This window comes from Paraburkholderia dioscoreae (assembly GCF_902459535.1).
GTDB classification, from domain to species: Bacteria; Pseudomonadota; Gammaproteobacteria; order Burkholderiales; family Burkholderiaceae; genus Paraburkholderia; species Paraburkholderia dioscoreae.
This window is the reverse complement of record NZ_LR699553.1, coordinates 3408633-3433347: the sequence shown is the minus strand read 5'-3', so window position 1 is coordinate 3433347 and position 24715 is coordinate 3408633. Positions and strand designations below refer to the sequence as shown.

The window sequence follows — 24715 nt, the reverse complement described above, 5'->3', positions numbered from 1 at the left end:
ACGATTCGCGGGAAGGCGGGAAGTTGCGCGCGGCGCGGCGGAGAATGGGAAACCAGCCGGGCCGGGGCGCAACCGGGGAAATGGGCGATCAATCAGCCGCCGGATGCGGGAGTTCCGGGCGAAAAAACGCCGGACTTTCGCCACCGCATATGGCGGCGCAACATCCGGCGCTATTCCGTGTGGCCAAAGCGGCCAAAGCGGAGGAGGACAACGGGAGAACCGCCGCCCAATCAGGCGATCCGGCGGCGGTTGCGCACCAGGCTCAGCGCCAGCGGAATGAAAGCGATCACGAATGCGACCAGCGACCATTGCGGCAACGTCAGGCCGAGAATCGGCGGATAGGCCGTTTCGCACAGGCCGGCGACCTTGAACACGCCCGGTAGCCAGTGCGCGGGCGGCAAGCTGTCCACCAGCGGCTGCAGCGCGTCGAAGCCGCAGCTAAAGCCCGGATTCGCCTGAACATAGACGTGGCGCGCGGCCGTCACGATGCCGCCCAGCGCCGACAGGGCCGCCAGCACTTCCAGCAGACGCACGCCGCGCCAGCTATTGAAGCGCGCGCCGAGGAACGCGAAGATCGCGATCAGCAGGAAGAAATAGCGCTGGATGATGCACAGCGGGCAAGGGTCTTCGTGCAGGAAGTACTGCAGATACAGCGCGCCGCCCACCAGGGCGAGGCAGATCAGGGCAAGCAGAACCAGCAGGGAGCGCTCGCGGCGCAGCATCGCAGTGTCGTTGTTCATGGATCGTGTGGCTGTCTCTGGAAACGGAAAGGGCGGGTGCCCGCGATTCTAGCGCGAACCCCCGCCCTGCCGCTTATCCTGCTTTTAGGACGTGTTTCCCGATCAGCGGATCGCGTTGAGCACCGCTTCGGCGCCGCGGCCGATCGCCAGCAGCGCGTCGTCGGCGTGTGGTGCGCCGGCCAGCATCAGGCCGACCGGTGCGTCGCCGCGCAGATGGCAGGGCAGCGACAGCGCGCAGGTATCGAGGAAGTTGAACACGCTCGGGTTGCGCAGGATCAGCGCGTTGGTGCGGCCAAAAGCGTCATCGTCATCGACCAGGTCGGCGACGCGCGGCGGCACCACCGGCACCGTCGGCGCCACGACGGCGTCGAAGCGCTGCCACAGCGTGCGGGCGGCCTCGGCCAGCATCGCCTCGCGTTCGGCGAGCAGATCCAGATAGTCGGCGGCGCTGGCGGGCTGGCCTTTCAGAATGCGCACCAGCACGCGCGGATCGTATTGGTCGCGATGCTTTTCCAGCAACGGACGATGCCACGCATACGCCTCGATCGGCGAGAACCCGAAGCGGTTGATTGCCGGCAAACGGTCGAGCGGCGCGAAACGTACTTCGCTGACAATCGCGCCGGCCGCTTCCAGATGCTTGAGCGCGGTGTCGACCGCCGCGGCGACGGCCGGCTCCACGCCGTCCGTGACGAAATTGGTCAGCACGCCGAGGCGCACGCCTTCGAGCGGGCGGGCGGCCGGAATGCGCGGCTCGAGACCGGCCAGCATGCGGTCGACCAGCGCGCAGCACGCCACGGAAACGCCGATTGGCCCAAACGAATCGAGCGTCGACGAAAGTGGCACGCCGCCCTGTTTCGGGATGCGGTCGGCGGTGGGTTTGAAGCCGGTCAGGCCGCACAGCGCAGCCGGAATGCGGATCGAGCCGCCGGTATCGGTGCCGAGCGCAATCGCCGCCATGCCGTCCGCGACGGAGGCCGCCGCGCCCGACGACGAGCCGCCCGAAATCCGCTCGTCGCCCTTCACGCCGCGCCGATACGGCGACAGTGGATTGCCGTAGTGCGGGTTCAGGCCGAGTCCGGAAAACGCGAACTCGCTCATATTGGTCCGGCCGACGAGCACGGCGCCGGCTCGCTTCAGGCGCGCGACCGTGACGGCGTCCGCCTTGGCGGCGGGAGCGTCGGCAAGCACGATGGAGCCGGCGCGGGTCGGCTGGCCTTCGATATCGAACAGATCCTTCACCGACACCGGAATGCCGGCGAGCGGCGACAGCACGGTGCCGGCGGCGCGCAAGCGGTCGTGCGCGTCGGCGGCGGCGCGGGCGCTGTCGGCGTCGACGTGCATGAAGACGGCCGCGCCCTGGCCGGCCGGATCGGCAATCCGTTCGAGCGCCGTTTCAACGAGCGCGCGGCTCGTGGTGCGGCCGGCGGCGAGGTCGGCGGCAAGTTGGGCTAACGGCGGGAAGGGCGTGAATTCAGTGGCCATGATGTCGGTAGAAATCCGGTTGGACCGAGTGAAGCCGCGTAGTGCCTCAAACGATGTGGCTTAACAAACGCGGTGGCTTAAATACGTTCGAATCAGATGCGATTGAAGAGTGTCGCGCGGAACGCCTCGATATGCTTTTGCACGGATTGGCGCGCGCCTTCGGCGTCGCGTTCGCGCAGCAGGCGAAACAGTTCGAGATGTTCCTCGTGCACGTCTTCCAGATGATGCGGCTCGGAGAGCGAAATGAACCAGAAGCGCAGCGAGCGTTCGTGCAGCCCGCGCAGGATGTCGGCCAGCACGGGGTTGCGCGAGGCGGCCGAGATCGCCAGATGAAACTCGCGGTCGATATCCATCATGCCTTCGATATCGTGCGCGGCCACACACACGGCCGAGCGGTCCAGCAGCGCCTGCATGGCGTCGTAGTCTTGCTGTTGCGCGTGGCGTGCGGCCAGCTCGACGCAGTAGCTTTCGTTGACGAGGCGCACGTCGATGATCGCCAGCACGTCGTCGAGCGAAACCGGGCGAACCATGATGCCCTTGCGCGGCATGATGGTCAGCATGCCTTCGTGCACCAGCCGGTGCAGCGCCTGATGAACCGGTGTCCTGCCGATGCCGGTCAGCGCCATGAGTTCCGCTTCGTTGAGCACCTCGCTCGGCCGCAGGCGCATGGTGATGATCTCGCGCTTGACGAACGCGTACGCCTGCTCGGCGAGACTCGCGGCGGCGGTCGCTCGGGTGGGTCTGGAAGGGCGGGCGGTCTGCAAAAGCGTCATGTGAAGAGGAAGCGGGCGATGTCGTCCGCATTGTAGAGCAAGGTTTTGCGTGCGCGGCGCGGGTTGGGCGGGCAACACGGCCTGTGGGCGATCGGCCCGCGCTTTCCAGACCGGAGGCGCCGGAATCGCGGTCCCGCGCCCGCGTTCGTTTCGCACGGCGCCCGCGTTCTCTGCGGGGCGCGTCGACAGATCGCGTCCATCACCATCTGTCAGGCGCGGCTCGGCGAAACCGCCGCCGCGTGCTGCACCTTCACGCGCGGCATCATCAGCGTGACCAGCCCGCCGACGATCAGCGCGCCCGCGATCAGCACGAGCCCGAACGTCACGCTATGCGTCGCGTCCTTGACGATGCCGAGCACATACGGACTCACATAGCCCGCGAGGTTCGCGATCGAATTGATCACCGCAATCCCGGCGACGGCGGCCGTGCCTTGCAGGAAAGTCGTGGACATCGACCAGAAGATGCCGAAGCCCGCGAGAATGCCGATATACGCGATCGACAAACCGGTGACGGCGAGCGGAATTGAGTTGTTCACCGACGCACTGCCGAGCAGGCCAGCCGCACCGATGAAGCAGCACATCGCATAGTGCCAGCGCCGCTCGCCGGTGATATCCGACGAGCGCCCGATCAGGATCATGCCGATGCCCGCCGCCAGATACGGAATCGCAGTGACGAAGCCATTGGTCACCAGGTTCGTCACGCCCAGATCCTTGACGATCTGCGGCAGCCAGAACGAGAAGCCCGCGTTGCCGGTGACGAGGCAGAAATAGATCAGCGTGAGCAGCCAGAAACGGCCCGAGCGCAACGCCACCGCCAGGCTATGCTCCGCGCCGGCCGCAGCGGCCGCGCTGTTTTCGCGCGCGAGACGGCCGAGAATCACGCGCTTTTCGTCGTCGCTCAACCACGCGGCTTCCGCGGGCGTGTTGCGCAGCACGGCGAGCGCCCAGAAGCCCGCGAGAATCGACGGAATGCCTTCGATCAGGAACATCCACTGCCAGCCGCGCAAACCGTGCGCTTCATGCAGCGCCGACATCAGAAAGCCCGACAGCGGCGCGCCGATGATGCCCGCTACCGGAATCGCCGCCATGAACACGGCAACCATGCGCGCGCGCCGGTCGGACGGAAACCAGAAGGTCAGATAGAGCACCACGCCCGGCACCAGACCGGCTTCGGCGACGCCGAGGAAAAAGCGCAGCACGTAGAACATCGTTTCCGAGCGCACGAACATCATCAGACACGACAGCAGACCCCACAGCATCGTGATGCGGGCGATGGTGGCACGCGCGCCGAACTTTTTCAGCAGCAGATTGCTCGGCACCTCGAACACGAAGTAGCCGAAGAAAAAGATCCCCGCGCCGAGTCCGTACGCCGCGTTCGACAGGCCGAGGTCGCCGGTGAACTGCAGTTTCGCGTAACCGATGTTGACGCGGTCCAGATACGACAGCACGTAGACGAGAAACAGGAACGGCATGATGCGCCAGGTGATCTTGCGCAGGGCAGCGGCTTCGAGCCATGCGTCGGAAGACGCGTCGGCGGCGGATAGCGAAGGGGAGCTCATGGGTGCCTCATTCGACGATAGGTAGCGCGCGCACGCGATAGGCGTGACGCAGCGTGCGGTTCAGAACGGGATCGTGCAATTCGAGTTCGAGCGCGTCGCCATCGGCCATGCCGACGATGCCGCCCTGCACCGCCAGCGTGCCGCAGAACATCGCCGCGCCGGGCGCGAGCGGTGCGCGCGCGAGCAGATCGGCGGCCGGCAGCAGCGCAGCGACGCTGCCTTGCTGATAGACGCGCCGCTCGCCGTTCGTCACGGCGTAGGCGCGCAATTCCAGTTGATCCCAGTGGCCGTACACCTCGTCGAAACGCCAGGCGTCCCGCGCGACCGGTTTCGGACACACCTGTTTGGAGACGGTGACGCCGTAGGCCTCGACTTCGCGGTCGGTGTGATCCGAGCCGACGGTGACGAGCAAGCCCGTCTTCGAATGCACCAGCACGCATTCGGCTTCGCCACTGGACTTCACGCCGACCACGTCGATCTGCTCCGCTTGCGTCAGCAGTTCGGCGCCGAGGCGATAAAAGCACGGCGTGGTGGACGGCCGCTTGACGCCGAGTTCGGCCAGCTCGGCAATGTGATGCTCGATCGCGGCCTGATCGCGTCCGGCCCAGCCGGCGATGGTCAGACGGTTCACCTCGGCGATATCGGCGCGGCCGCCGCCGGAACGGTCTACGACGTTGAAGGACACCTGCTGCATTGATTCGACTCCACGTAAAATATGCGGCAAATATTATTGTGATATTTCACAGGAGTCCAGCGTGTCAAAAACATTCCGCGGCACGCTGTCGTGGCTTTGCGGGTGCGACGCAGGCGAGGGGGCGAGCCCCGGCTGGAATCCAGCGCCGTTCGGAGGTTCGCGCCATTCGGCGAGTCGTATTCGTTTGTTACACTGCGCTTCTGGAAAATTACTTTTTGTAAGGGACGTATTCATGCACCACGGCATCGGCTTCATTCAGGACCTGGCGGTCGTGATGGCGCTCGCCGGCGTCGTCACCGTGCTGTTCCATCGCCTGAAACAGCCGGTGGTGCTCGGCTACATTGCCGCCGGCGTGATCATCGGGCCGTACACGCCGCCGTTCCAGCTGATCCACGACGAGCAGACCATTCAGACGCTCGGCGAACTCGGCGTGGTGTTCCTGATGTTTTCACTCGGCCTCGAATTCAGTCTGCGCAAGCTCTTCAAGGTCGGCGCCACGGCGATCGTCGCCGCGCTCTCGGAAATCGTGCTGATGCTGTGGCTCGGTTACGAAATGGGCAGCGCGTTCGGCTGGAGCCCGATGGATTCGCTGTTCCTTGGCGCGATCCTCGCGATCTCGTCGACCACGATCATCGTCAAGGCGCTCTCCGAACTGGGTTTGAAGCGCGAGAGCTTTGCGCAACTGGTGTTCGGCATTCTGATCGTCGAAGACATTCTCGCCATTGCGATGCTGGTCCTGCTGTCGGGCATCGCGCAGACCGGGCAGTTGAGCGCGGGTGTTGCCGTGGTCACGCTCGGCAAGCTGCTGCTGTTCATGACGGTGTCGCTGGTGGTCGGCATTCTGGTGGTGCCGCGCGCGTTGAACTACGTGGCGCGCGCGAAGAGCGACGAGATGCTGCTCGTCTCCGTGCTCGGCTTCTGCTTCGGCTTCTGTCTGCTGGTCGTGAAGCTCGACTACAGCATCGCGCTCGGCGCGTTCCTGATCGGCGCGATCATGGCCGAATCGCGCCATCTGCACCGGATCGAGCATCTGATCGCGCCGCTGCGCGACGCCTTTTCCGCGATCTTCTTCGTGACAATTGGCTTGATGCTGAACCCGGCCGTGCTGGTCGACTACGCGTGGCCGATCGCCGTGATCACCGTGGCGGTGATCGTCGGCAAGATCGTGTCGTGCGGACTCGGCACCTTTCTCGCCGGCAAGGACGGTCGCACGGCGATGCGTGTCGGCATGACGGTCTCGCAGATCGGCGAGTTCTCGTTCATCATCGCCTCGCTCGGTTTGACGCTCAAAGTGACGAGTGCGTTTCTCTATCCGATCGCGGTGGCGGTGTCCGCGCTGACCACGCTGTTCACGCCATATCTGATCCGCGCGGCCGATCCGCTGACTCAGCGCCTCGGTCACGCCATGCCGCGCACGCTCGCGAACGTGTTTGGCATGTACGGGCAATGGCTGGACAGTCTGAGCACGAAAACCGGCGAACCGACGCTGTTCAGCATGACGCGGCGGATCATTCTGCAGATTGCCGTCAACCTGGCGCTGGTGGCCGCGATCTTTCTGATCGTGTCGTATAGCGCGCCTTATACCAGTTCGCTGCTCGCGCACTGGCTCGGTTCCGAGCCGATGCAGCGCGTCGTGCTGTGGAGCGTGGCACTGGTCGTGTCGATGCCTTTCCTGGTGGCCGTGTATCGCAAGACCAAGTCGCTGGCCTTGCTGCTCGCCGAGGTCAGCGTGCAACCGGCGACGGCAGGGCGTTTCACGAGCGCGATCCGTTACGCGATTTCCGATCTGGTGCCGGTGGTTTCGATGGTCGGCGTGTTTCTGCTGGTGGCGGCGCTATCCGGCGGCATTCTGCCGCCGACCGGCCTGCTCGCCGCGGTGCTCATCTGCGCGGCGTTGCTGCTGGCGCTGGTGTGGCGCTGGTGCGTGAAAATCCATGCGGCAATGCAGATCGCCTTGCGCGAGAGTTTCGACGAACAGCCGGATCCTTGAGTCAGACAGACTTACTCACTCGTCAGACAGACTCGCGTCGCGGCCTCGCAAAGGGTCTTGTTTCGGGGTGCCGCAACAATGTGAGCAATTGTGTGCGGGTTTGCGGGGCTTGGCTCGCTAGCGGATAATCAGGGCATATTCATTCGTTCGCGTGGAAGGCGCCTGTCTGACTGTCATGAGCGAAAACAAACCTGAAAACGCCGGCAAGCCCGGCGATCCCACGCCGCCTTCGGCGTCGCCTGCGCCCTCCGGCGCAGCGCCCGGCGCGTCGCTACCCGGCTTTGCGCCGGATGAACCGGCAGCCTCGCTACCTCTCTCGCATGAAGATGCCATCCAGTCGCCGGTCAAGGACGCGGTGACGCCGCCGGCCCATGCGCCCGCTGACGCGGCAACCACGCCGGCTGCCGGGCAGGCGGCCGTGCGATCGTCGACCGATGATCCCGACAGCGCGTCCGCCGTCACGCCGACTGATCGGCAAACGGCGCGGCAACGCGACGCGGCCGAAGCACGCAATTCGGCTGCCGCGTCCACGGCGCAGCAGGAAGCCGAGGTTCATGAAAAGGCGGCACGCCGCACCGGAACGTATGCGGCGAGACCGGCTCCGAAATCCTCACCGACTTTCGCGAACAGCGAACCTGTCGATGCCGAACTGGTTACTTCAGTGGAAGACGCCGCCGTAGTCGATGAGGTTCAGGCCTCCGCCGGGCGCCAGGCCGGCTCGCCGCCGCCCGGTTTCGGCGCGGCGCCCGACTTCAGCGCGTCCAATCCGCCGCCGCCCAACGCATTGCCGCCGTCGCCACCGCGCTATCTGAAGCACAACGATTCGGCGTGGACCGTGTTCGGCCGCATCATCGCGGCGCGCGCGCGCCAGTTGTTCGATCGCGCCGGCCAGCGGATCACGCAGCGCACGCTGCGCATCGGCGTGTCGGCGCGCATCTTTCATCCGGAGCCGGGCGCGAAGGGATTGCGCGGCAAGACCTTGCAGTATCTCGAGGAATCGATTGCGCATTGGGTGATGTCGCGCGACGTGCTCGTGTTCATGATTCCCACGGTCGGGCACCAGGGCATGCTGCATCCTAGCAATATCCGCCTGCGCGATTATGCGAAGCATCTGGACGGCCTGCTGCTGCAAGGCGGTGCAGACGTTTCGCCGCAGTCTTACGCGGAACAGGCGACCAGCCACGAGTGGCCCGGCGACCGCGTGCGCGACATGTACGAGCTCGAACTGCTGCACGAGTTCATCGAGTCGGGCAAGCCGGTACTCGGCGTGTGCCGTGGCTGTCAACTGATTAATGTGGCGTTCGGCGGCACCTTGTATCAGGACATCGCCACCGATGTGCCGACCGCGGGCGCCCACGTCAACGAGAACTACGATCAGCATCGGCACGGGATTCACTTCCCCGACGGTTCGACGCTCGCCAATATGTTCCCGGGCCAGCGCGATGCAATCGTCAACTCGATTCACCACCAGGCGGTCAAGACGCTCGGCCGGGATCTCAATATCGAAGCCGTGTCGGCGTCGGACGGCATCATCGAGGCCGTGCGCTACCGGCGTGCGCCGTTCGTGATGGGCGTGCAATGGCATCCGGAGTTTCATCGGGCGGGTGGCGCGGAGTTGCTCGACTGCACGCCATTGCTCGATACATTCCTGCGCGTGGCGCGGGAAACGCGTTTTTGAGGCGGCGTCTTTAAGGCGGCCACCCGGTATCGAGTCCACGCTTTGGGCGGAGCGGGTCGAAGTTGAGTTTCACAGGCTGGTTTGTTCGAGGCGCACCACTGCTGTTTGCGGTGGTGCGCTTCATGTTTTTGGGGCAGTGTTCCTGTTGCCTTACTGATCGAGCAACAGGCTCGCTTTCCCGGGGCTGCCTTCGCGCTTCGCTGTGCGTTACGCGCAGGCCTGTGTAACGAGATCGGCGGAAATTCCTGGCTTTTGACATCGTAGGCGTCTCGTTATCGAGATGGATATTCAGGAATGCGAGTTATCTAATGACCGCAGTGCGCATCTCTTTCGGCCGGCACTCTATCTCCATATCTTCGCCCGCTTGCTGTTGGATTCCCGCGAATCGAACGTGATTTGAGAATTATCTGAGCGAGGCGGAAGCTTGCATTTTCGCCTTATATGAACTCGTTTCTTGTGCGATTACCGGGTCGATTCGACCAGATCAGTCGCTCGCCATTTATCTCGATTTAAAGTCAGTCTGCGCGACATTTGAATGCTTCGCTTAAAGGCTAATCCGCGCGATAATCTGCGGCTGTTTTGGATTCGCATGGAGCAAGCACGTATGAAGTATCCCTTAATTGTACGGCGCGCCATGCTGCTCGCGACTTCGTGTGCGCTGTTGCAGCAGGGCGGTCTCGTGCTGGCGGCGCAAGGCGACGAGGCCGCGCCCATGGTCGGCACAAGGCCGGCTATCAACACCCTGACGCCGCAGCCCGTGGCCGACGCGCTGCGCAACGCGTCAGCCACGCCGTCTGCGGCTGGAGATGCGCAAGGCAACGTCGCCGAACTGATGCAGATGATTCACGACGCGAAGCTGAGCGAACTGCGCACCACGTATAACGGCAGTTACGGCGCCAGTCTGTTTTTCTATCCGCAGGAAATGACCTACTACGTCGCGCTATTTCAGGACAAACATTTCTGGCGGGTGATCAAGTCCGAAGACGTGGCACGCGCGGAAGCAATCTATGCGGGCTTTGCCCAGCAGACCGCGCAGCTTGCCGACGTCGAGATTCGTCGCACACAGTTGCAGGCGCAGAAGGCGTACATCGAAGACATCATCGTGTTATCCGAAAATCGCGCCAAACGCCTGCAAGCCGATCTCGAGGTGGCTCGCACGCAGCAGGCCAAGGTCAACGACTATCAGCGTCAAACACAAGGCGAAGCGGCCGCGCTGCATGCGGAGAAGGAAAGGGCGCAGGCACAGTTGCGTCAGGTGCAGGGCGAAGTGATGCAACTGCAGAGGCAAACGGAAATGGGATTGCCGATCCAGAAGTAATTGCGGTAGCGTGATAAAGCCCGGTCATTCATTCACGAATGGCCGGGCTTTTTTATGCCACGCCGCTGGGATTGCGGCGTGGCTACTTCGCGAATTGATCGGGGATCTCGGTCACGCGCCGCTGTGAAAGACGGCTCATCCACTCCGTTCCCGCGCTGTCGGACGCATTGTTCGAAGAGCCGGCGTGCGATGGCGGTGTATCGCGCAGATGCGTCGACGCGGACAGTGTCACACCCGCGTATTCGTCGACGCCGAGTCGAGTCGGCGCGAGAGGCGAATAGGATCCCGCAGCCGAAGGCCTTGTCGTCGAACCTTCCGCAACGCTCCGGGTTGCGATCTGCGGCACGTCACCGGTATTGCCCGCTGAGTGCGACGATTGGTTTGCGGCGGCGTACCGCGTGGTGTGCGGGCGGTTTTGTTGCTGTTGCGTAGCGCTTGTCTCACGAGCGCGGTGATAGCGACGTGCGCCCGTCTTATCGGCGGAGATGCGCGCCGGAGCAGAGGGCAATGCCTGAGTAGAGGCGTGGGCCGAAACGCTTGTAGACACCGTTGCCGACGTCGGGTTGGATGCACGCGCGAACGTTGGCGCCACGCCCGGGAGCGCGGGCGTCGAGCCGGCAACTGTTGTGGGCGCGCTCACCGCACCGTTGCCAACCGCGAGGTCGCTTACCGTCACCGGCGACCGAAGGTCCGATACCTGCGAACTCCGTTGAGCCGATACCCGGGCGGCGACAGGAGTGGCCACTTGGCGATGCGCCAGATGGTCGAACCCAATCCACGCCAGCACTGCCGCGCCGCCGAGTACGCACGCGCCGCCCGCTAACGCGCCCCAATGGTTGCCATAACCACGCGCCGCCGTTACATACGCGGGCCCGACATTGGGCGGGACGACAGCCGTTTCAACAGCCGTTTGTCCGGCGGCCTCGGGCGGTGCGGCGAAGACCGTTGCCTGCGCTGTTGTCGCGGTGGACCCGGACTGAGCGGCAACCGCGATCGCGCGTTGTTCTTCCAGCGGCGACCACCGGCAAAGAGAGCGAATGGCCTGATCGCTCAGACAGAACGTGCGCAGCATGGCTGCATAGAGCGCCTTGAGTTCCGCCCGCAAACTGTAGCCCGGTGGAAGCAGCGCCCAGTCCCGGCCGAAGGGCGCGGGCACATGACCGAGCGGGCGCAGGCGGGGCAGCGCCAGATAGCCTTCGATCGGGGTGAAAGGAATGGTGGACATCGGTCTTTTCCAGCGCCTCGTAAGGGGAATGCCGATCGGCGTTCCCGTGGTCTGCGGGGACTCAGGCCTCGGAGCGATGCGCGTGAACGCCTTCTATACACGTCCCACGTCAACGCCGCGTACCAGCGTTATGCTCGCGGTGAGCGAAATGGCACATGAACACATGAGCACGTGGGCGGGTCGCTATGAAGCCAACGGAGTGCGGAAGATGATGCCTGGAAGCAGCCGGCCTGGCGATCGGACGGTTCCGAAATGAGGTGCCGAACCGTCCAGCAGGGTGTAAAACCCTGACGACGAACAGGCGGGCCAACCGGTTTTATCGGTCGAATCTGTATACGTAGCGCAACGCCGTAATATCCACGCCGCCCATATGGTCCGGTTCGGCGCCGACAAATTGCCAGCCTTGCCGCTCGTAAAAGCCGATCGCCGGCGTGTTGCCTTCGAGCACGTACAGATAGAGCTGCACCTCGCCTTGCGCGCGAGCCCAGTCCTCGGCGGCCTGCATCAGCAGCTTGCCGACGCCGAGACCCTGATAGGCGGGCCGCGCGTGCAGGTTATCGAGCAGTACACCCCACGCGGACTCCGGCTGACGTTCGACGCAGACAAAGCCGGCCGGCTCGCCCGCGAGTTCGGCGATCAGCACGATGCGGCGCTCGCCGCCGGGCGCGCTCAGACGCGCTTCCCAGTAAGCGGCGCGTTCGCTCGCGACTTCGCCGTCGAGAAAGGCGTCGGGCAACAGACCGCGGTAGGTGGCCTGCCAACTGCTGCTGTGGATCGAAGCAATGAGCGCGGCATCCGCGAGAGTCGCGGGGCGCAGCGAAAGAGCGGGGAGGGTTCGCATCGGTAGTGATCAACGGAAATGCCTGACTGCAAAATGTTACCGCGACGACAGGTGACACCCTTTGTAATGAAACTGTATGCATTACGCGACAGCGCCATCAACGGTAACATTACGTGGAGCGGCCACCGCATGATTCACAACGTTTACCCTGATACCGCGGGAATGCGTTCAGCATGAGAATGCAGCGCCCCCGGCGCGTTCTTCCATCCGACCGAGGCATCCGCTTGCCGAACGCAGTGGATCGTTTCAACTGCCTGCGCGTTACCGCTTCTTTCGTGGCGACAGGTCCATCAGAGAATGTCATGTCTACTGCGTCACACGCTACTTCCTCATCGGAAGAATCCAAGGTCAAGACGGTATTCCGCGTGGTCAGCGGCAACTTTCTTGAGATGTACGACTTCATGGTCTATGGCTATTACGCTTCGGCGATCGCCAAGACCTATTTCCCGAGCGGCAACGAATTCGCCTCGTTGATGCTGTCGCTGTCGGTGTTCGGCGCGGGCTTCCTGATGCGGCCGCTCGGTGCGATCGTCCTTGGCGCCTACATCGACCATCACGGCCGGCGCAAAGGCCTGATCCTCACCCTCGGCCTGATGGCGCTCGGCACGCTCACGGTGGCGGCAATTCCAGGTTACGCGACGATCGGCGTACTGGCGCCGATGCTCGTGCTGTTCGGCCGGTTGTTGCAGGGCTTCTCGGCCGGGGTCGAATTGGGCGGCGTCTCGGTGTATCTGTCGGAGATCGCCACCAAGGGCAACAAGGGCTTCTACTGCGCGTGGCAGTCGGGCAGCCAGCAGGTTGCCGTGGTGTTCGCCGCGCTGATCGGCGTGCTCCTGAACAAGATGTTGCCGGCCGACCAGATGGGTGCCTGGGGTTGGCGCGTGCCGTTCCTGATCGGCTGCCTGATCGTGCCGTTCCTGTTCCTGATCCGCCGTTCGCTGCAGGAAACCGAGGAATTCAAGGCGCGCAAACACCATCCGAAGATGGGCGAGATCATGAAGACGATGGCCGCGAACTGGGGCATCGTGCTGGGCGGCATGGGCATGGTGATCATGACCACCGTGTCGTTCTACATGATCACGGCCTACACGCCGACCTTCGGCAAGGAAGTGCTGAAACTGTCGTCGATCGATACGCTCGTCGTCACGGTCTGTATCGGTCTGTCGAATCTGATCTGGCTGCCGCTCGCAGGTGCGTTGTCGGACCGGATCGGCCGCCGTCCGGTGCTGCTGGCCTTCACGATCCTGACTATCATCACCGCGTATCCGGCGCTGCAATGGCTGGTGGCGGATCCGTCGTTTGCGCGTCTGCTGGAGGTCGAACTGTGGCTGTCGTTCCTGTACGGCAGCTATAACGGCGGGATGGTCGTGGCGCTGACCGAGGTCATGCCGGTCGAAGTGCGGACCGCCGGGTTTTCGCTCGCCTACAGCCTTGCTACGACGATCGGCGGTTTCACGCCGGCCATCTCGACGCTGCTGATTCACACCACCGGCAACAAGGCGGCGCCGGGTCTGTTCCTGGGCGTGGCAGCGATTTGCGGGTTGATTGCGACGCTGGTGCTGTACCGCACGCCTGAATCGCGCGATCAGTACCGGACAGCCTGAGCTTCGCCGTTCATTCGGTCAAAACAAAACCCCGCGTTCATCACCGAACGCGGGGTTTTGTTTTTGGCGGAACAGCTGCGCCGACCTTGGCTGCGCGGCGTCCGGTCACTGCTTACGCAATTCGCTCGCCACAGATTCCACGACTTCACTCCATGCGCCCGGTTGCGACTGACGCACCAGCGTCGCGCCCGGATACCACGGGCTGCGCGTTTCGCCGGCAAACCAGCGCCAATCCGCGGCGAACGGCAGCATCAGCCAGAGCGGCTTGCGCAGTGCGCCGGCAAGGTGCGCGATGGCTGTATCGATCGACACCACTGCATCGAGCCGTTCGATGATCGCCGCGGTGTCCGCAAAGTCGCCGATCCGCCCGTCGAAACGATGAATCGACGCCGCGCGCGGATGCGCGTCAAGCGCCACGCGTTCGTCGGCGCTCAACTCGGGTTGCAGCACGATCCAGTCGATGCCTTCGAGCGCGAACAGCGGGTCGAGCATGGCGAGTGGCATCGAGCGCGTTTCGTTTTGCTGGATGCGTCCGGACCACGCAATGCCGATCTTGCGTTTTGCCTGGCCGCCGAGCGAGCCGCGCCACTTGCGGCCATAAGCGGGCGGCACGTCGAGGTAGGGCGTGCGCGCGGGAATGGTGTCGTAAGTCGTGCCGAGTGCGAGCGGCAGGCTCAGCAACGGGCATTGCAGATCGGCGGAGGGGCGCGGCGTGCCCTGGGCGATCAGCGTCACGCGCCAGGCTTGCGCGGCAGGCGCCAGCAACGGCAGTAGTTGCGGCTGCACTTCGAGTATGACGCGCGCCGCGCGCTGCGTGACGAGCGGCACGAAGCGCACGAACTGCAGCGTGTCGCCGAACCCCTGCTCGGCATGGACCAGCAAGGTACGTTGTGCGATCGGCTCGCCGTGCCAGCGTGGCAGCGTCTGAATCACCGGCTGCGCGACGGTTTGCAGACGCCACTCGTACTCCGGCAGCCCGCGTGCGAAATCGCGCAGCGCGAGCCAGGCCAGCGCGCGGTTCATATGCGCGGAGGCGAGGTCGGGGCGCAGGCGCAGCGCCTGATCGAATGCGCGCACGGCGGGGCCATGCGCGCCCAGCGCCTGGTGCGCGGTGCCCAGACTCAGCCAGGCGAGCGCGAACTGCGGATCGAGACCGACCGCGCGTTCGAGATAGGGCAGTGCTTCCGCATGGCGCCCCAACGCCGCGAGCGCATTGCCCATGCCGAAGATGGCTGGCGGCAGGTTCGGCTGTAAGCTCAACGCTGCCCGGAACGATGCGACCGCGTCCGCATGGCGGCCGGTGGCGTCGAACGTATTGGCGAGATTGAAGTGCGCGGCGACGAAGCGCGGCTCGGCCGCCAATGCCGTCTGGAAACACGGGATAGCCTCTGCCGCGCGGCCGAGCGCGTTCAGCGACATGCCCATGTTATTGAGCGCGCCGGCGTGACCGGGACGCAGTTCGAGGGTGCGCCTGAACGCGGCGATCGCTTCCGTGTGGCGACCGAGCGCGTGCAGCGCGTTGCCGAGGTTGTTGTGCGACGAGGCGTCGTTCGGTTGCAGGCGCAACGATTTCTCGAACGCGTCGGCGGCGTCTTCGTGACGGCCCGCCGCTGCATACGCGTTGCCGAGGTTGTAGTGCGCCATCGGGAACGAGGGCGCCAGCGTCAGCGCGTTGCGGAACTGCTCGATGGCGTCGTCGATCTGGCCCAGCGCCTTCAGCGCGTTGCCCAGGTTCAGTTGCAGCGCTGCGTCTTCCGGGCGCAGGTTCACCGCGCGCCGCACGAGCTCGGCGGCTTCGGCGTGCTGGCCCTGCTGGTGGCGCAGGACGCCCAGCAGGTGCAACGCATCGACGTGCGCGGGGTTGCCGTCGAGCGTCGCGCGGTAGCCGCGTTCGGCGTCTTCGAGGCGGCCGTCACGATGCGCCGCGAAAGCGCGGTCAAATACAGGTTGCATGACGGGGGATGGCATTCGGGTGAGGCAGAGGCCGCATTTTCCCACACTCGCCGCAGCGTGCTCCGATTTGACCGGATGTCTCGATATCTATAATGTGTGAGTACATGTTCACATGTACTTTCTTGTCGCTCTTTGTCATGGCTTCTTCCCCCGCTTCGTCCACTTCGGTTGCCGGCTACGACGATCTTTCGGTCGACACCATCGTGCCGCTGGCCGACCTGTTTCGCCTGCTCGGCGACCCCACGCGGTTGCGCATCGTGCTGGCGTGTCTCGACGAGCGGCGCGCGGTCGGGGCGATCGCGGAGGCGCTGGGGTTGTCGTCGTCGCTGGTGAGCCATCATTTGCGGCTGCTGCGCGCGGCGCGGATCGTGCGCGCGGAGCGGCAGGGCAAGCAGGTCTTCTATCTCGCCGCAGATCGCCATATCAGCGCGATGCTGGCGGGCATGCTCGAACACGTGGCCGAACCGGCCGGCAACGATTCCCAGGACGCGTCATGAATAAACCGGATACCCCGAACGGAACCGCGGCAGGTCACGAGCACGCGCCTGCTGGGCAGGAACACGATGGGGTGTCGGGCGGCTGTGGCCACGATCACAGCGCCCATAGCCACATCGACCACAGCCACGGCGGTCACGATTACGGCGCTGACGATCACGCCAGTCACAACCACAGCAGTCACAACCACGCCGGCCATCACCACGCTCACGCCCCTGTCGCAGGCCACGGCCGCTCGTTCGCCCTCGCCGTTGTATTGAACATCGCCATCGTGGTCGCCCAGGCGGTCTACGGTGTGATCGCTCATTCCACCGCGCTGCTCGCCGACGCCGGCCACAATCTCTCCGATGTCCTCGGCCTGCTGCTCGCCTGGGGCGCCGCCTGGCTCGCCACGCGCCGTCCGTCGGCGCGCTATACGTTCGGTTATGGCAGCTCGTCGATCCTGGCTTCGCTCGTCAATGCCGGACTGTTGCTGTTCGCGTGCGGCGTGATCGTCGCTGAAGCAATCGGGCGGCTGATCAATCCGGCACCGGTGGCGGGGCTCGCGGTGTTCGTCGTGGCAATGGGCGGTGTGGTCATCAACGGCATTTCCGCGTGGCTTTTCATGCGCGGGCAGCAGGATGACCTGAACATCCGCGGCGCGTTCCTGCACATGGCGGCCGATGCTGGCATCTCCGCAGCGGTCGCGGTGAGCGGTCTCGTGATCCTCTATACCAACTGGACGTGGCTCGACCCGGTAATGAGCCTGCTCGTGGTGGCGGTCGTGGTGGCCGGCACCTGGGGCCTGCTGCGCGACTCGGTGCGCCTCGCGCTCGACGCTGTGCCGCCCGGCGTCGATCTGCAAGGTATCCGCGACTATCTGGCCGGGCAGCCGGGCGTGGTCGACGTGCACGATCTGCACGTGTGGGCCTTGTCGACCACCGGCAATGCGCTCAGCGCGCATCTGGTGATGCCGGCGGGCCACCCCGGCGACGAGTCGCTCGACGGTATCGTCGTCACGCTGCGCGAACATTTTTCGATGCAGCATGCGACGCTGCAAGTCGACCTCGGCACCACAGAGCACCGCTGCGCGATGGATCATGCGCCGCACGCGCATTGAAGCTGAGCGGGACGCGCGGCAAGTCACGGCACGGGCACAACGCGATCACCACATGGTCGCCACGATGCCACGCCGGCGCTGCGATTGATGCAGCGCAACCGCTTGGCCGGTTGCCGTCAGCGCCCCCAAGGGGACTTCCTGCGGGCGTACACTAGAACGCATTGTTGTCTCCGGAGTTCCGCATGGACGCTGCCGCAAACGATGCGTCGCCGGTGCTGATCGTCGGGGCGGGTCCCACCGGGCTCGCCGCAGCGATGAGTCTCGCGCGTGCCCACATCCCCGTGCGTCTGATCGACAAGGCCATGCAGCCGAACCCGTATTCGCGGGCCATCGGCATCCAGGCGCGTACGCTCGAGTTGCTCGAGCAGCATCGACTGGTCGAGCCGTTTCTCGAGCTCGGCCATCGCGCGCGCATCGCCAATCTGTTTTCGAATGGCATGCGTCTCGCGCAGTTGGACTTCGATCCGTTGCACACACGCTATCCGTATCTGCTGTTTCTCGATCAGTCGGTGACCGAGCGCTTGCTGACGGAGCATCTCGCCACATTCGGCGTGACGATCGAACGGGGCGTCGAGCTGACCATGTTCGCGCAAGGCGCCGCCAGCATTCAGGCGACGCTGCGCCGCGCGGACGGTCACACGGAGACCATGCGTCCGTCGTACATGATCGCCGCCGACGGTGCACACAGCGCGATTCGTCACCGGCTCGGTTTGAACTTCGAGGGCAAGACCTTCGAGCAGACTTTCCTGCTAGCCGACCTGCACGCCGAAACCGATTGGCCCGAAGACGAGTTCCATATTTTCGCGTCGGGCGAAGGACTGGTCGCGCTGTTTCCGATGGGTCACGGCAGGCATCGTCTGATCGCGGATCATGCTATCGAACCTGCCGGCGTCGCGCCGGCCGAAACGCCGGCGGTGCTGGGCGAGCCGCCGCTGAACAGGGTGTCGCCGCCTTCGCTGGAAGAATGCAAGGCGCTGATCGCGCGGCGTGTGCGCGAGCGAGTCGACGTGTCGGATCTCGCGTGGTCCTCGTATTTCCATGTGAATAGCCGCATGGTGGACCGGCTGCGCGTCGGCCGTATCTTCCTTGCGGGCGACGCCGCGCATGTGCACAGCCCGGCCGGCGCGCAGGGCATGAACACCGGCATTCAGGAAGCGTTCAATCTCGGCTGGAAGCTCGCGCGCGTGTTGAAGGGCGCGGCGCCGGACCGTCTGCTCGACACCTATCACCTCGAACGTCATCCTATCGAGCGTGACGTGCTGCGGCAGACGGGTTTCATCACGCAGATGGCGGAGGCCGATCACGGGCCGCTGAAGCTGCTGCGCGAACGGGTGATGCCGGTGCTCGCCGCGCTGGGTCCGCTGCGCGACGCCGCGCGCCTGACCATCAGCGAATTGTCGATCCAGTACCGGCGCAGTCCGTTGACGCTCGAACGTGTGCTCGACGGCGGACCGCGTGCCGGCGAGCGCGCACCGGACGCGCTGGTGCATGTGGTCGACGGACCGCTCGGCCGTGCACCCGGCGTCGGCTGCGTGTTCGATCTGCACGATCCGGCGTTCTTCTCGCTGTTCCTGCTGGTGCCGCCGCTGCCCGTCGACGAAAAACCGCTGGATCCCGCAGCGAAGCATGCGCCGCCGCCGGACGCCGAACTGGAGCGCGTGGCGGCGGAAGTCGAGAGATTGCTGCCGGGCGCGGTGCGCATCTGGCGCATTACGGATACCACCGGCGACGGCGGACTGGCGCTTGCCGAATCGTATGGCCGCACGCGGCCGTCGTTCTATCTGGTGCGGCCGGACGGCTACATCAGCGCTCGCGGGCGCACAGGCTCCGATCTGCACGGCCTGCTGCGGCATTGCGAAGCGTGGTTTGCGGTGAGCGGGGAGATACCGGAGCAGGCGGCCCTGTGACGCGGGCCGCCTGAGTCGCGCAGGTGGTGAACCCGGCTAGCGTGGCCCGGCTTACACCGTTGCCGGTGCAGCGGGCGTTAGTTGCTCGCGATGTTTGATGAGCGCTTCCCGGACGATGACCGACATTTCAATGCCGCTCGCATCGGGCTCATCGAGCGCCGCCAGCAGCGCGCGCCGCATGCGCGGCTCCCAGAAGCGGCGGATATGATCGGCGATGCCGGCGAGCGCTTCCTCGCGGTCCGGCATCGAATCGAAAAAGTCGCCGATCCGGTTGGCCATATCGATCAGGTTCTGATTGTCCATATCCGACCTCACTTGCCCGATGTCGCGTTGGCCAGTTCGCGCTGCTTCAGCAGATCGAGCTGTTCGGTGTTGAAGCGCGAATAGTCTTTCTGCCATTGCGACGGCTGTTCGACCGGCATCACCTGCACCGCGGTCACCTTGTATTCCGGACAGTTGGTAGCCCAGTCCGAGCTATCGGTGGTGATCACGTTCGCGCCCGATTCGGGGAAGTGGAACGTCGTATAAACGACGCCCGGCTGCATGCGCTCAGTCACCTTGGCGCGCAGCACGGTTTGTCCCGCGCGCGATTCGATGCCGACCCAGTCGTCCGTCCTGATGCCGCGTTCTTCGGCGTCGTGCGGATGGATTTCCAGCCGGTCCTCGTCGTGCCAGCGCGAGTTCTCGGTACGGCGCGTCTGCGCGCCGACGTTGTACTGCGACAGGATGCGGCCCGTGGTGAGCAGCAGCGGGAATTTGCGCGTGACTTTCTCGGGCGTCGCGATGAACTTCGTAATCACGAACTTGCCCTTGCCGCGCACGAAGGTGTCGATATGCATGGTCGGCGTACCGTCCGGCGCATTCTCGTTGCACGGCCACTGGATGCTGCCGAGCTCGTCGAGCTTTTTGTACGAGACGCCGTGGAAGGTCGGCGTGAGACGCGCGATCTCGTCCATGATCTGCGACGGATGCGTGTAGTCCATTTCATAACCGAGCGCGCGCGCGAGCATCACCGTGACTTCCCAGTCGGCGTAACCCGGTACCGGCGGCATGACCTTGCGCACGCGCGAGATGCGGCGCTCCGCGTTGGTGAAGGTGCCGTCCTTTTCGAGGAACGACGAACCGGGCAGCAGCACGTGCGCATACTTGGCGGTCTCGTTCAGGAAAATGTCCTGCACGACGATGCATTCCATCGACGACAACGCCGCGGACACGTGATGGGTATTCGGATCCGACTGCACGATGTCTTCGCCCTGGCAGTACAGACCCTTGAAGGTGCCGTGCACGGCGGCGTCGAACATGTTCGGAATGCGCAGACCGGGTTCGGGTTGCAGCGTGACGTTCCAGGCTTCCTCGAACAGCGTGCGCGTGACCGTGTCGCTGATGTGGCGATAGCCCGGCAGTTCGTGCGGGAACGAGCCCATGTCGCACGAACCCTGCACGTTGTTCTGGCCGCGCAGCGGATTCACGCCCACACCTTCGCGGCCGATGTTGCCCGTCGCCATTGCGAGGTTGGCGATGCCCATCACCATCGTCGAACCTTGCGCGTGTTCGGTGACGCCCAGACCGTAGTAGATCGCGGCGTTGCCGCCGGTCGCATAGATGCGGGCGGCTTCGCGCACGGCTTGAGCCGGCACGCCGGTCACCGCCTCGGTCGCCTCCGGCGCGTTTTCCGGCAGCGCGACGAAATCGCGCCATTGCTCGAACGCGCGCGTTTCGCAACGCTCGGCAACGAACGCTTCGTTCACCAGCCCTTCGGTGACGATCACATGCGCCAGCGCGTTCACGACGGCCACGTTAGTGCCCGGCCGCAACTGCAGATGATGCGACGCCTTCACGTGCGGCGTATCGACGATATCGATACGCCGCGGATCGACCACGATCAGCTTCGCGCCTTCGCGCACGCGGCGTTTCAAACGCGAGCCGAACACCGGGTGGCCGTCGGTCGGATTCGCGCCGATCACCATGATCACGTCGGCTTTATCGACCGAGGCGAACGTCTGCGTGCCCGCCGATTCGCCGAGCGTGGTCTTCAGTCCATAGCCGGTCGGCGAGTGGCACACGCGCGCGCAGGTGTCGACGTTGTTGTTGCCGAACGCGGCGCGCACGAGCTTTTGCACCAGATACGTTTCTTCGTTCGTGCAACGCGACGACGTAATGCCGCCGATCGAATCGCGGCCGTGCTTCGCCTGAATGCGGCGGAATTCCGAGGCCGCGTATGTGAGCGCTTCTTCCCAGCTGACTTCGCGCCACGGATCGGTGATCTTCGCGCGGATCATCGGCCTGGTGATGCGGTCCTTGTGCGTCGCGTAGCCCCACGCAAAGCGGCCCTTCACGCAGGCGTGGCCTTCGTTGGCCTGGCCGTTCTTGTGCGGCACCATCCGCACGACCTGGTTGCCCTTCATCTCCGCCTTGAACGAGCAGCCGACGCCGCAATACGCGCACGTGGTCACGACCGAATGCTCGGCCTGGCCGAGCATGATGACGGTCTTTTCCTGCAAGGTTGCGGTCGGGCATGCGGCCACGCACGCGCCGCACGACACGCACTCCGATTCCATGAACGGCACGTTTTCGCTGGCCGCCACGCGCGATTCGAAACCGCGCCCGGCGATGGTCAGCGCGAACGTGCCTTGCGTTTCCTCGCACGCGCGCACGCAGCGATTGCAGACGATGCACTTCGACGCGTCGTAGGTGAAGTACGGGTTCGACTCGTCTTTCTTATCCTTCAGGTGATTCGCGCCGTCGAAGCCGTAGCGCACTTCGCGCAAGCCCGTGACGCCCGCCATGTCCTGCAGTTCGCAGTCGCCGTTGGCGGAGCAGGTCAGGCAGTCGAGCGGGTGATCGGAGATGTACAGCTCCATCACGTTGCGGCGCAGCGACTGCAAACGATCGGTTTGCGTGCGGACCTTCATGCCGGCTTCGACCGGCGTCGTGCATGACGCGGGATAGCCGCGCTTGCCTTCGATTTCCACGAGACACAGGCGGCATGAGCCGAACGGTTCCAGCGAATCGGTCGCGCAGAGCTTCGGCACGTTGACGCCCGCTTCGACGGCGGCGCGCATGACGGATGTGCCGGCCGGCACGGTGACGGACTGGCCGTCGATTTCCAGCGTGACGTCGATGTCGGCGTGACGCTCGGGCGTGCCGTAGTCCGTGTCGTCGAAGAAGGAACGGGGCGAGCGCTGCTGCTGGGCTTGCGCCTTGCACGCGCAGTTGCCGGAGCCGCAGCCGCCAGTGGATGAGTTGAGCATGTCGGACATGGTGGGCTCCTGGGTCAGGCCGCTTTCGGCGCGTGTTCAGACACGTTGGCGAGACCGAAGTCTTCGGGGAAATGATCGAGCGCGGACAGCACCGGGAACGGCGTCATGCCGCCCATCGCGCAGAGCGAACCGGACACCATCGTGTCGCACAGATCGCGCAGTAACTGCACTTGCCGGGTGGACGTATCGCCGTTGCGAATCCGGCCGATCACTTCGACGCCGCGCGTCGAGCCGATCCGGCACGGCGTGCATTTGCCGCATGATTCGAGCGCGCAGAAGTGCATGGCGTATTGCGCGAGTTCGGCGAGATTCGACGTGTCGTCATGCACCACGAGGCCGCCGTGGCCCACTACCGCGCCGACTGCCGCATATGCCTCGTAGTCCATCGGAATGTCCCACTGGCTTTCCGGCAGATACGTGCCGAGCGGGCCACCCACCTGTACCGCGCGCGCGGGACGGCCGCTCGCCGTGCCGCCGCCGTAGTCGTAGAGCAACTCGCGCAGCGTCACGCCGAACGCGAGCTCGACCAGGCCGCCTTGCTTCACATTGCCCGCCAGCTGGAACGGCAGCGTGCCGCGCGAGCGGCCCATGCCGAAGTCTTTGTAGAACGCCGCGCCGCGCGCGAAAATGATCGGCACCGTTGCCAGCGTGATGACGTTGTTGATCACGGTCGGCTGGCCGAACAGGCCGACGAGCGCAGGCACCGGCGGCTTGGCGCGCACAATGCCGCGCTTGCCTTCGAGCGATTCGAGCAGCGCCGTTTCCTCGCCGCACACATACGCGCCTGCGCCTTTCGCCACGAACAGTTCGAAGCGATGCGCCGTTGAGCCGAGCACGCTGTCGCCGAGCCAGCCGGCGGCGCGTGCTTTCGTGATGGCCGCTTCGAGCGTCGCGATCGAATGCGGATACTCGCTGCGCACGTAGATGTGGCCCACCGTCGCGCCCGTCACGACGCCCGCGATGATCATCCCTTCGATCAGCACGTACGGATCGCTTTCCATCACGAGACGATCGGAGAAGGTGCCGGAATCGCCTTCGTCCGCATTGCAGACGATGTACTTCTGCGCCGCCTTCGCGCCGCGTACCGTGCGCCATTTGATGCCGGCGGGGAAGGCCGCGCCGCCGCGGCCGCGCAGGCCGGATTCGATCAGCGCTTCGCAGGCGGCGTCGCCGTCGGTTTGCAGAGCCTGGCGCAAGCCTTCGAGGCCGCCGTGGGCGATGTAGTCGTCGATGGAAAGCGGGTCCGTGATGCCGATGCGCGCGAACGTCAGGCGCTGCTGTTTCTTCAGATACGGAATCTCGTCGACCACGCCGACGCGCTTCGCGTGCGCCCCGCCTTCAATTAGGCCAGCATCGAACAGCGCAGCGACGTCGTCTGCGTCGACATTCGCGTAGCCGATGCGGCCTTCAGGCGTCTGAACTTCAACGAGCGGTTCAAGCCACAGCAGGCCGCGCGAGCCGTTGCGGACCAGTTCCACGGCGAGGCCGCGGCGCGCGGCTTCGGCTTCGAGCGCCTGAGCGAGCGCGTCAGCGCCGAGCGCCAGTGCCGACGAATCACGGGGAACGTAGATGCGCGTCATGCTGTCACCTCCACACACTTGCTGGCGGCCGCGAAGATCGCGTCGAACTTTTGCGGCGTGACCCTGGCGTGCAGCGTGCCGTTGAGCATCAGCGCCGGCGACAGTGCGCATTGGCCGAGGCAATACACCGACTCCAGTTCCACGGTCGCGCCATGCTCATGTTCGGCGTCGAAGCGGCAGCCGGTGTGTGTCTCGATATGGCGGGTGAGCGCTTCGGTGCCCATGCTGCGGCAGGCTTCCGCGCGGCACAACTGCACCGTGACCTGAGCGGCCGGCTGCGTGCGGAAGTGGTGGTAGTAGGTGATGACGCCGTGCACTTCCGCGCGCGACAGGTTCAAGGCGCGCGCGAGCGGCGCGACCGCAGCGGGCGGCACATAACCGAGTTCGTCCTGAATTGCGTGCAAGACCGCTAGTAGCGACATGCCCGGTTGCGCGTGACGTTGCACGAGCTGATCCGGCGCGATGGCGATGGAATCGTCCAAGTGGGGGCTCCTCCAAAGTCATATATGCACTTGTC

19 protein-coding genes are annotated in these 24715 nt (G+C 64.8%); 7 read left to right on the top strand and 12 right to left on the bottom strand.

What is annotated here, in order from left to right; all coding sequences use genetic code 11:
• Positions 1-230 precede the first annotated feature (230 nt).
• The 5 genes from PDMSB3_RS15380 to PDMSB3_RS15360 form a co-directional block, all read right to left on the bottom strand.
• A complete protein-coding gene (locus PDMSB3_RS15380) occupies positions 231-740 on the bottom strand; it encodes a disulfide bond formation protein B (protein WP_007180849.1) in 510 nt (169 codons plus the stop codon).
• Positions 741-842: 102 nt separating this feature from the next.
• The gene (locus PDMSB3_RS15375; RefSeq protein WP_165186807.1) at positions 843-2222 is read right to left on the bottom strand and encodes an amidase; all 1380 of its coding nucleotides are present in this window, start codon (positions 2220-2222) and stop codon (positions 843-845) included.
• A 92-nt stretch (positions 2223-2314) separates the two neighbouring features.
• Complete coding sequence (locus PDMSB3_RS15370; protein ID WP_007180851.1) at positions 2315-2995, bottom strand: GntR family transcriptional regulator; 681 nt, start codon at positions 2993-2995, stop codon at positions 2315-2317.
• A gap of 209 nt (positions 2996-3204) precedes the next feature.
• Entirely contained in the window at positions 3205-4554 is a 1350-nt protein-coding gene (locus PDMSB3_RS15365; protein WP_007180852.1) for an MFS transporter, read from the bottom strand.
• 7 nt (positions 4555-4561) lie between these two features.
• Positions 4562-5248 (bottom strand): DUF2848 domain-containing protein, encoded by a 687-nt coding sequence (locus PDMSB3_RS15360; RefSeq protein WP_007180853.1) that lies wholly within the window; start codon positions 5246-5248, stop codon positions 4562-4564.
• Positions 5249-5480: 232 nt separating this feature from the next.
• Here PDMSB3_RS15360 and PDMSB3_RS15355 point away from each other — a divergent pair, with 232 nt between their 5' ends.
• The 3 genes from PDMSB3_RS15355 to PDMSB3_RS15345 all read left to right on the top strand — a co-directional run bounded on the left by PDMSB3_RS15355 (position 5481) and on the right by PDMSB3_RS15345 (position 10234).
• Positions 5481-7238: a cation:proton antiporter gene (locus PDMSB3_RS15355; RefSeq protein WP_007180854.1), complete on the top strand. Its 1758-nt coding sequence runs from the start codon at positions 5481-5483 to the stop codon at positions 7236-7238.
• A 175-nt stretch (positions 7239-7413) separates the two neighbouring features.
• On the top strand, positions 7414-8916 hold the full coding sequence (locus PDMSB3_RS15350; RefSeq protein ID WP_007180855.1) for a gamma-glutamyl-gamma-aminobutyrate hydrolase family protein: 1503 nt from the start codon (positions 7414-7416) through the stop codon (positions 8914-8916).
• 604 nt (positions 8917-9520) lie between these two features.
• Positions 9521-10234, top strand: coding sequence for a DUF2968 domain-containing protein (locus tag PDMSB3_RS15345; protein ID WP_007180856.1), 714 nt, complete (start codon positions 9521-9523; stop codon positions 10232-10234).
• Between the two features lie 82 nt (positions 10235-10316).
• Here PDMSB3_RS15345 and PDMSB3_RS15340 read toward each other — a convergent pair whose 3' ends face one another.
• Together PDMSB3_RS15340 and PDMSB3_RS15335 are read right to left on the bottom strand one after the other, a co-directional pair.
• Entirely contained in the window at positions 10317-11459 is a 1143-nt protein-coding gene (locus PDMSB3_RS15340; RefSeq protein ID WP_007180857.1) for a hypothetical protein, read from the bottom strand.
• Between the two features lie 316 nt (positions 11460-11775).
• Complete coding sequence (locus PDMSB3_RS15335) at positions 11776-12300, bottom strand: GNAT family N-acetyltransferase (protein ID WP_007180858.1); 525 nt, start codon at positions 12298-12300, stop codon at positions 11776-11778.
• A gap of 302 nt (positions 12301-12602) precedes the next feature.
• Here PDMSB3_RS15335 and tcuC point away from each other — a divergent pair, with 302 nt between their 5' ends.
• Entirely contained in the window at positions 12603-13904 is a 1302-nt protein-coding gene (gene tcuC / locus PDMSB3_RS15330; RefSeq protein ID WP_165186804.1) for an MFS transporter, read from the top strand.
• A gap of 105 nt (positions 13905-14009) precedes the next feature.
• On the opposite strand, the gene PDMSB3_RS15325 is transcribed toward tcuC, so the two are convergent.
• Positions 14010-15857 carry a tetratricopeptide repeat protein gene (locus PDMSB3_RS15325; RefSeq protein WP_007180860.1) on the bottom strand — a complete coding sequence of 616 codons (1848 nt, stop codon included), beginning with the start codon at positions 15855-15857 and terminating at the stop codon, positions 14010-14012.
• A 137-nt stretch (positions 15858-15994) separates the two neighbouring features.
• Between PDMSB3_RS15325 and PDMSB3_RS15320 the strand changes: the two genes are divergently transcribed.
• The 3 genes from PDMSB3_RS15320 (at position 15995) to PDMSB3_RS15310 (ending at position 19358) form a co-directional block, all read left to right on the top strand.
• Positions 15995-16354, top strand: a complete 360-nt coding sequence (locus tag PDMSB3_RS15320; RefSeq protein WP_035517944.1) for an ArsR/SmtB family transcription factor — start codon at positions 15995-15997, stop codon at positions 16352-16354.
• Positions 16351-17451 (top strand): cation diffusion facilitator family transporter, encoded by a 1101-nt coding sequence (locus PDMSB3_RS15315; protein ID WP_165186801.1) that lies wholly within the window; start codon positions 16351-16353, stop codon positions 17449-17451. The genes PDMSB3_RS15320 and PDMSB3_RS15315 overlap by 4 nt, the downstream gene beginning before the upstream one ends.
• A 182-nt stretch (positions 17452-17633) precedes the next feature.
• Entirely contained in the window at positions 17634-19358 is a 1725-nt protein-coding gene (locus PDMSB3_RS15310) for an FAD-dependent monooxygenase (protein WP_165186798.1), read from the top strand.
• A 51-nt stretch (positions 19359-19409) separates the two neighbouring features.
• On the opposite strand, the gene PDMSB3_RS15305 is transcribed toward PDMSB3_RS15310, so the two are convergent.
• The 4 genes from PDMSB3_RS15305 to PDMSB3_RS15290 are packed head-to-tail and all read right to left on the bottom strand — an operon-like array spanning position 19410 to position 24680.
• Positions 19410-19661 (bottom strand): formate dehydrogenase subunit delta, encoded by a 252-nt coding sequence (locus PDMSB3_RS15305; protein ID WP_165186796.1) that lies wholly within the window; start codon positions 19659-19661, stop codon positions 19410-19412.
• Between the two features lie 8 nt (positions 19662-19669).
• Positions 19670-22618 carry a formate dehydrogenase subunit alpha gene (gene fdhF, locus PDMSB3_RS15300; protein WP_165186794.1) on the bottom strand — a complete coding sequence of 983 codons (2949 nt, stop codon included), beginning with the start codon at positions 22616-22618 and terminating at the stop codon, positions 19670-19672.
• Between the two features lie 14 nt (positions 22619-22632).
• The gene (locus tag PDMSB3_RS15295; protein WP_007180867.1) at positions 22633-24198 is read right to left on the bottom strand and encodes a formate dehydrogenase beta subunit; all 1566 of its coding nucleotides are present in this window, start codon (positions 24196-24198) and stop codon (positions 22633-22635) included.
• Positions 24195-24680, bottom strand: a complete 486-nt coding sequence (locus PDMSB3_RS15290) for an NAD(P)H-dependent oxidoreductase subunit E (RefSeq protein WP_165186792.1) — start codon at positions 24678-24680, stop codon at positions 24195-24197. The genes PDMSB3_RS15295 and PDMSB3_RS15290 overlap by 4 nt, the downstream gene beginning before the upstream one ends.
• Positions 24681-24715 lie beyond the last annotated feature (35 nt).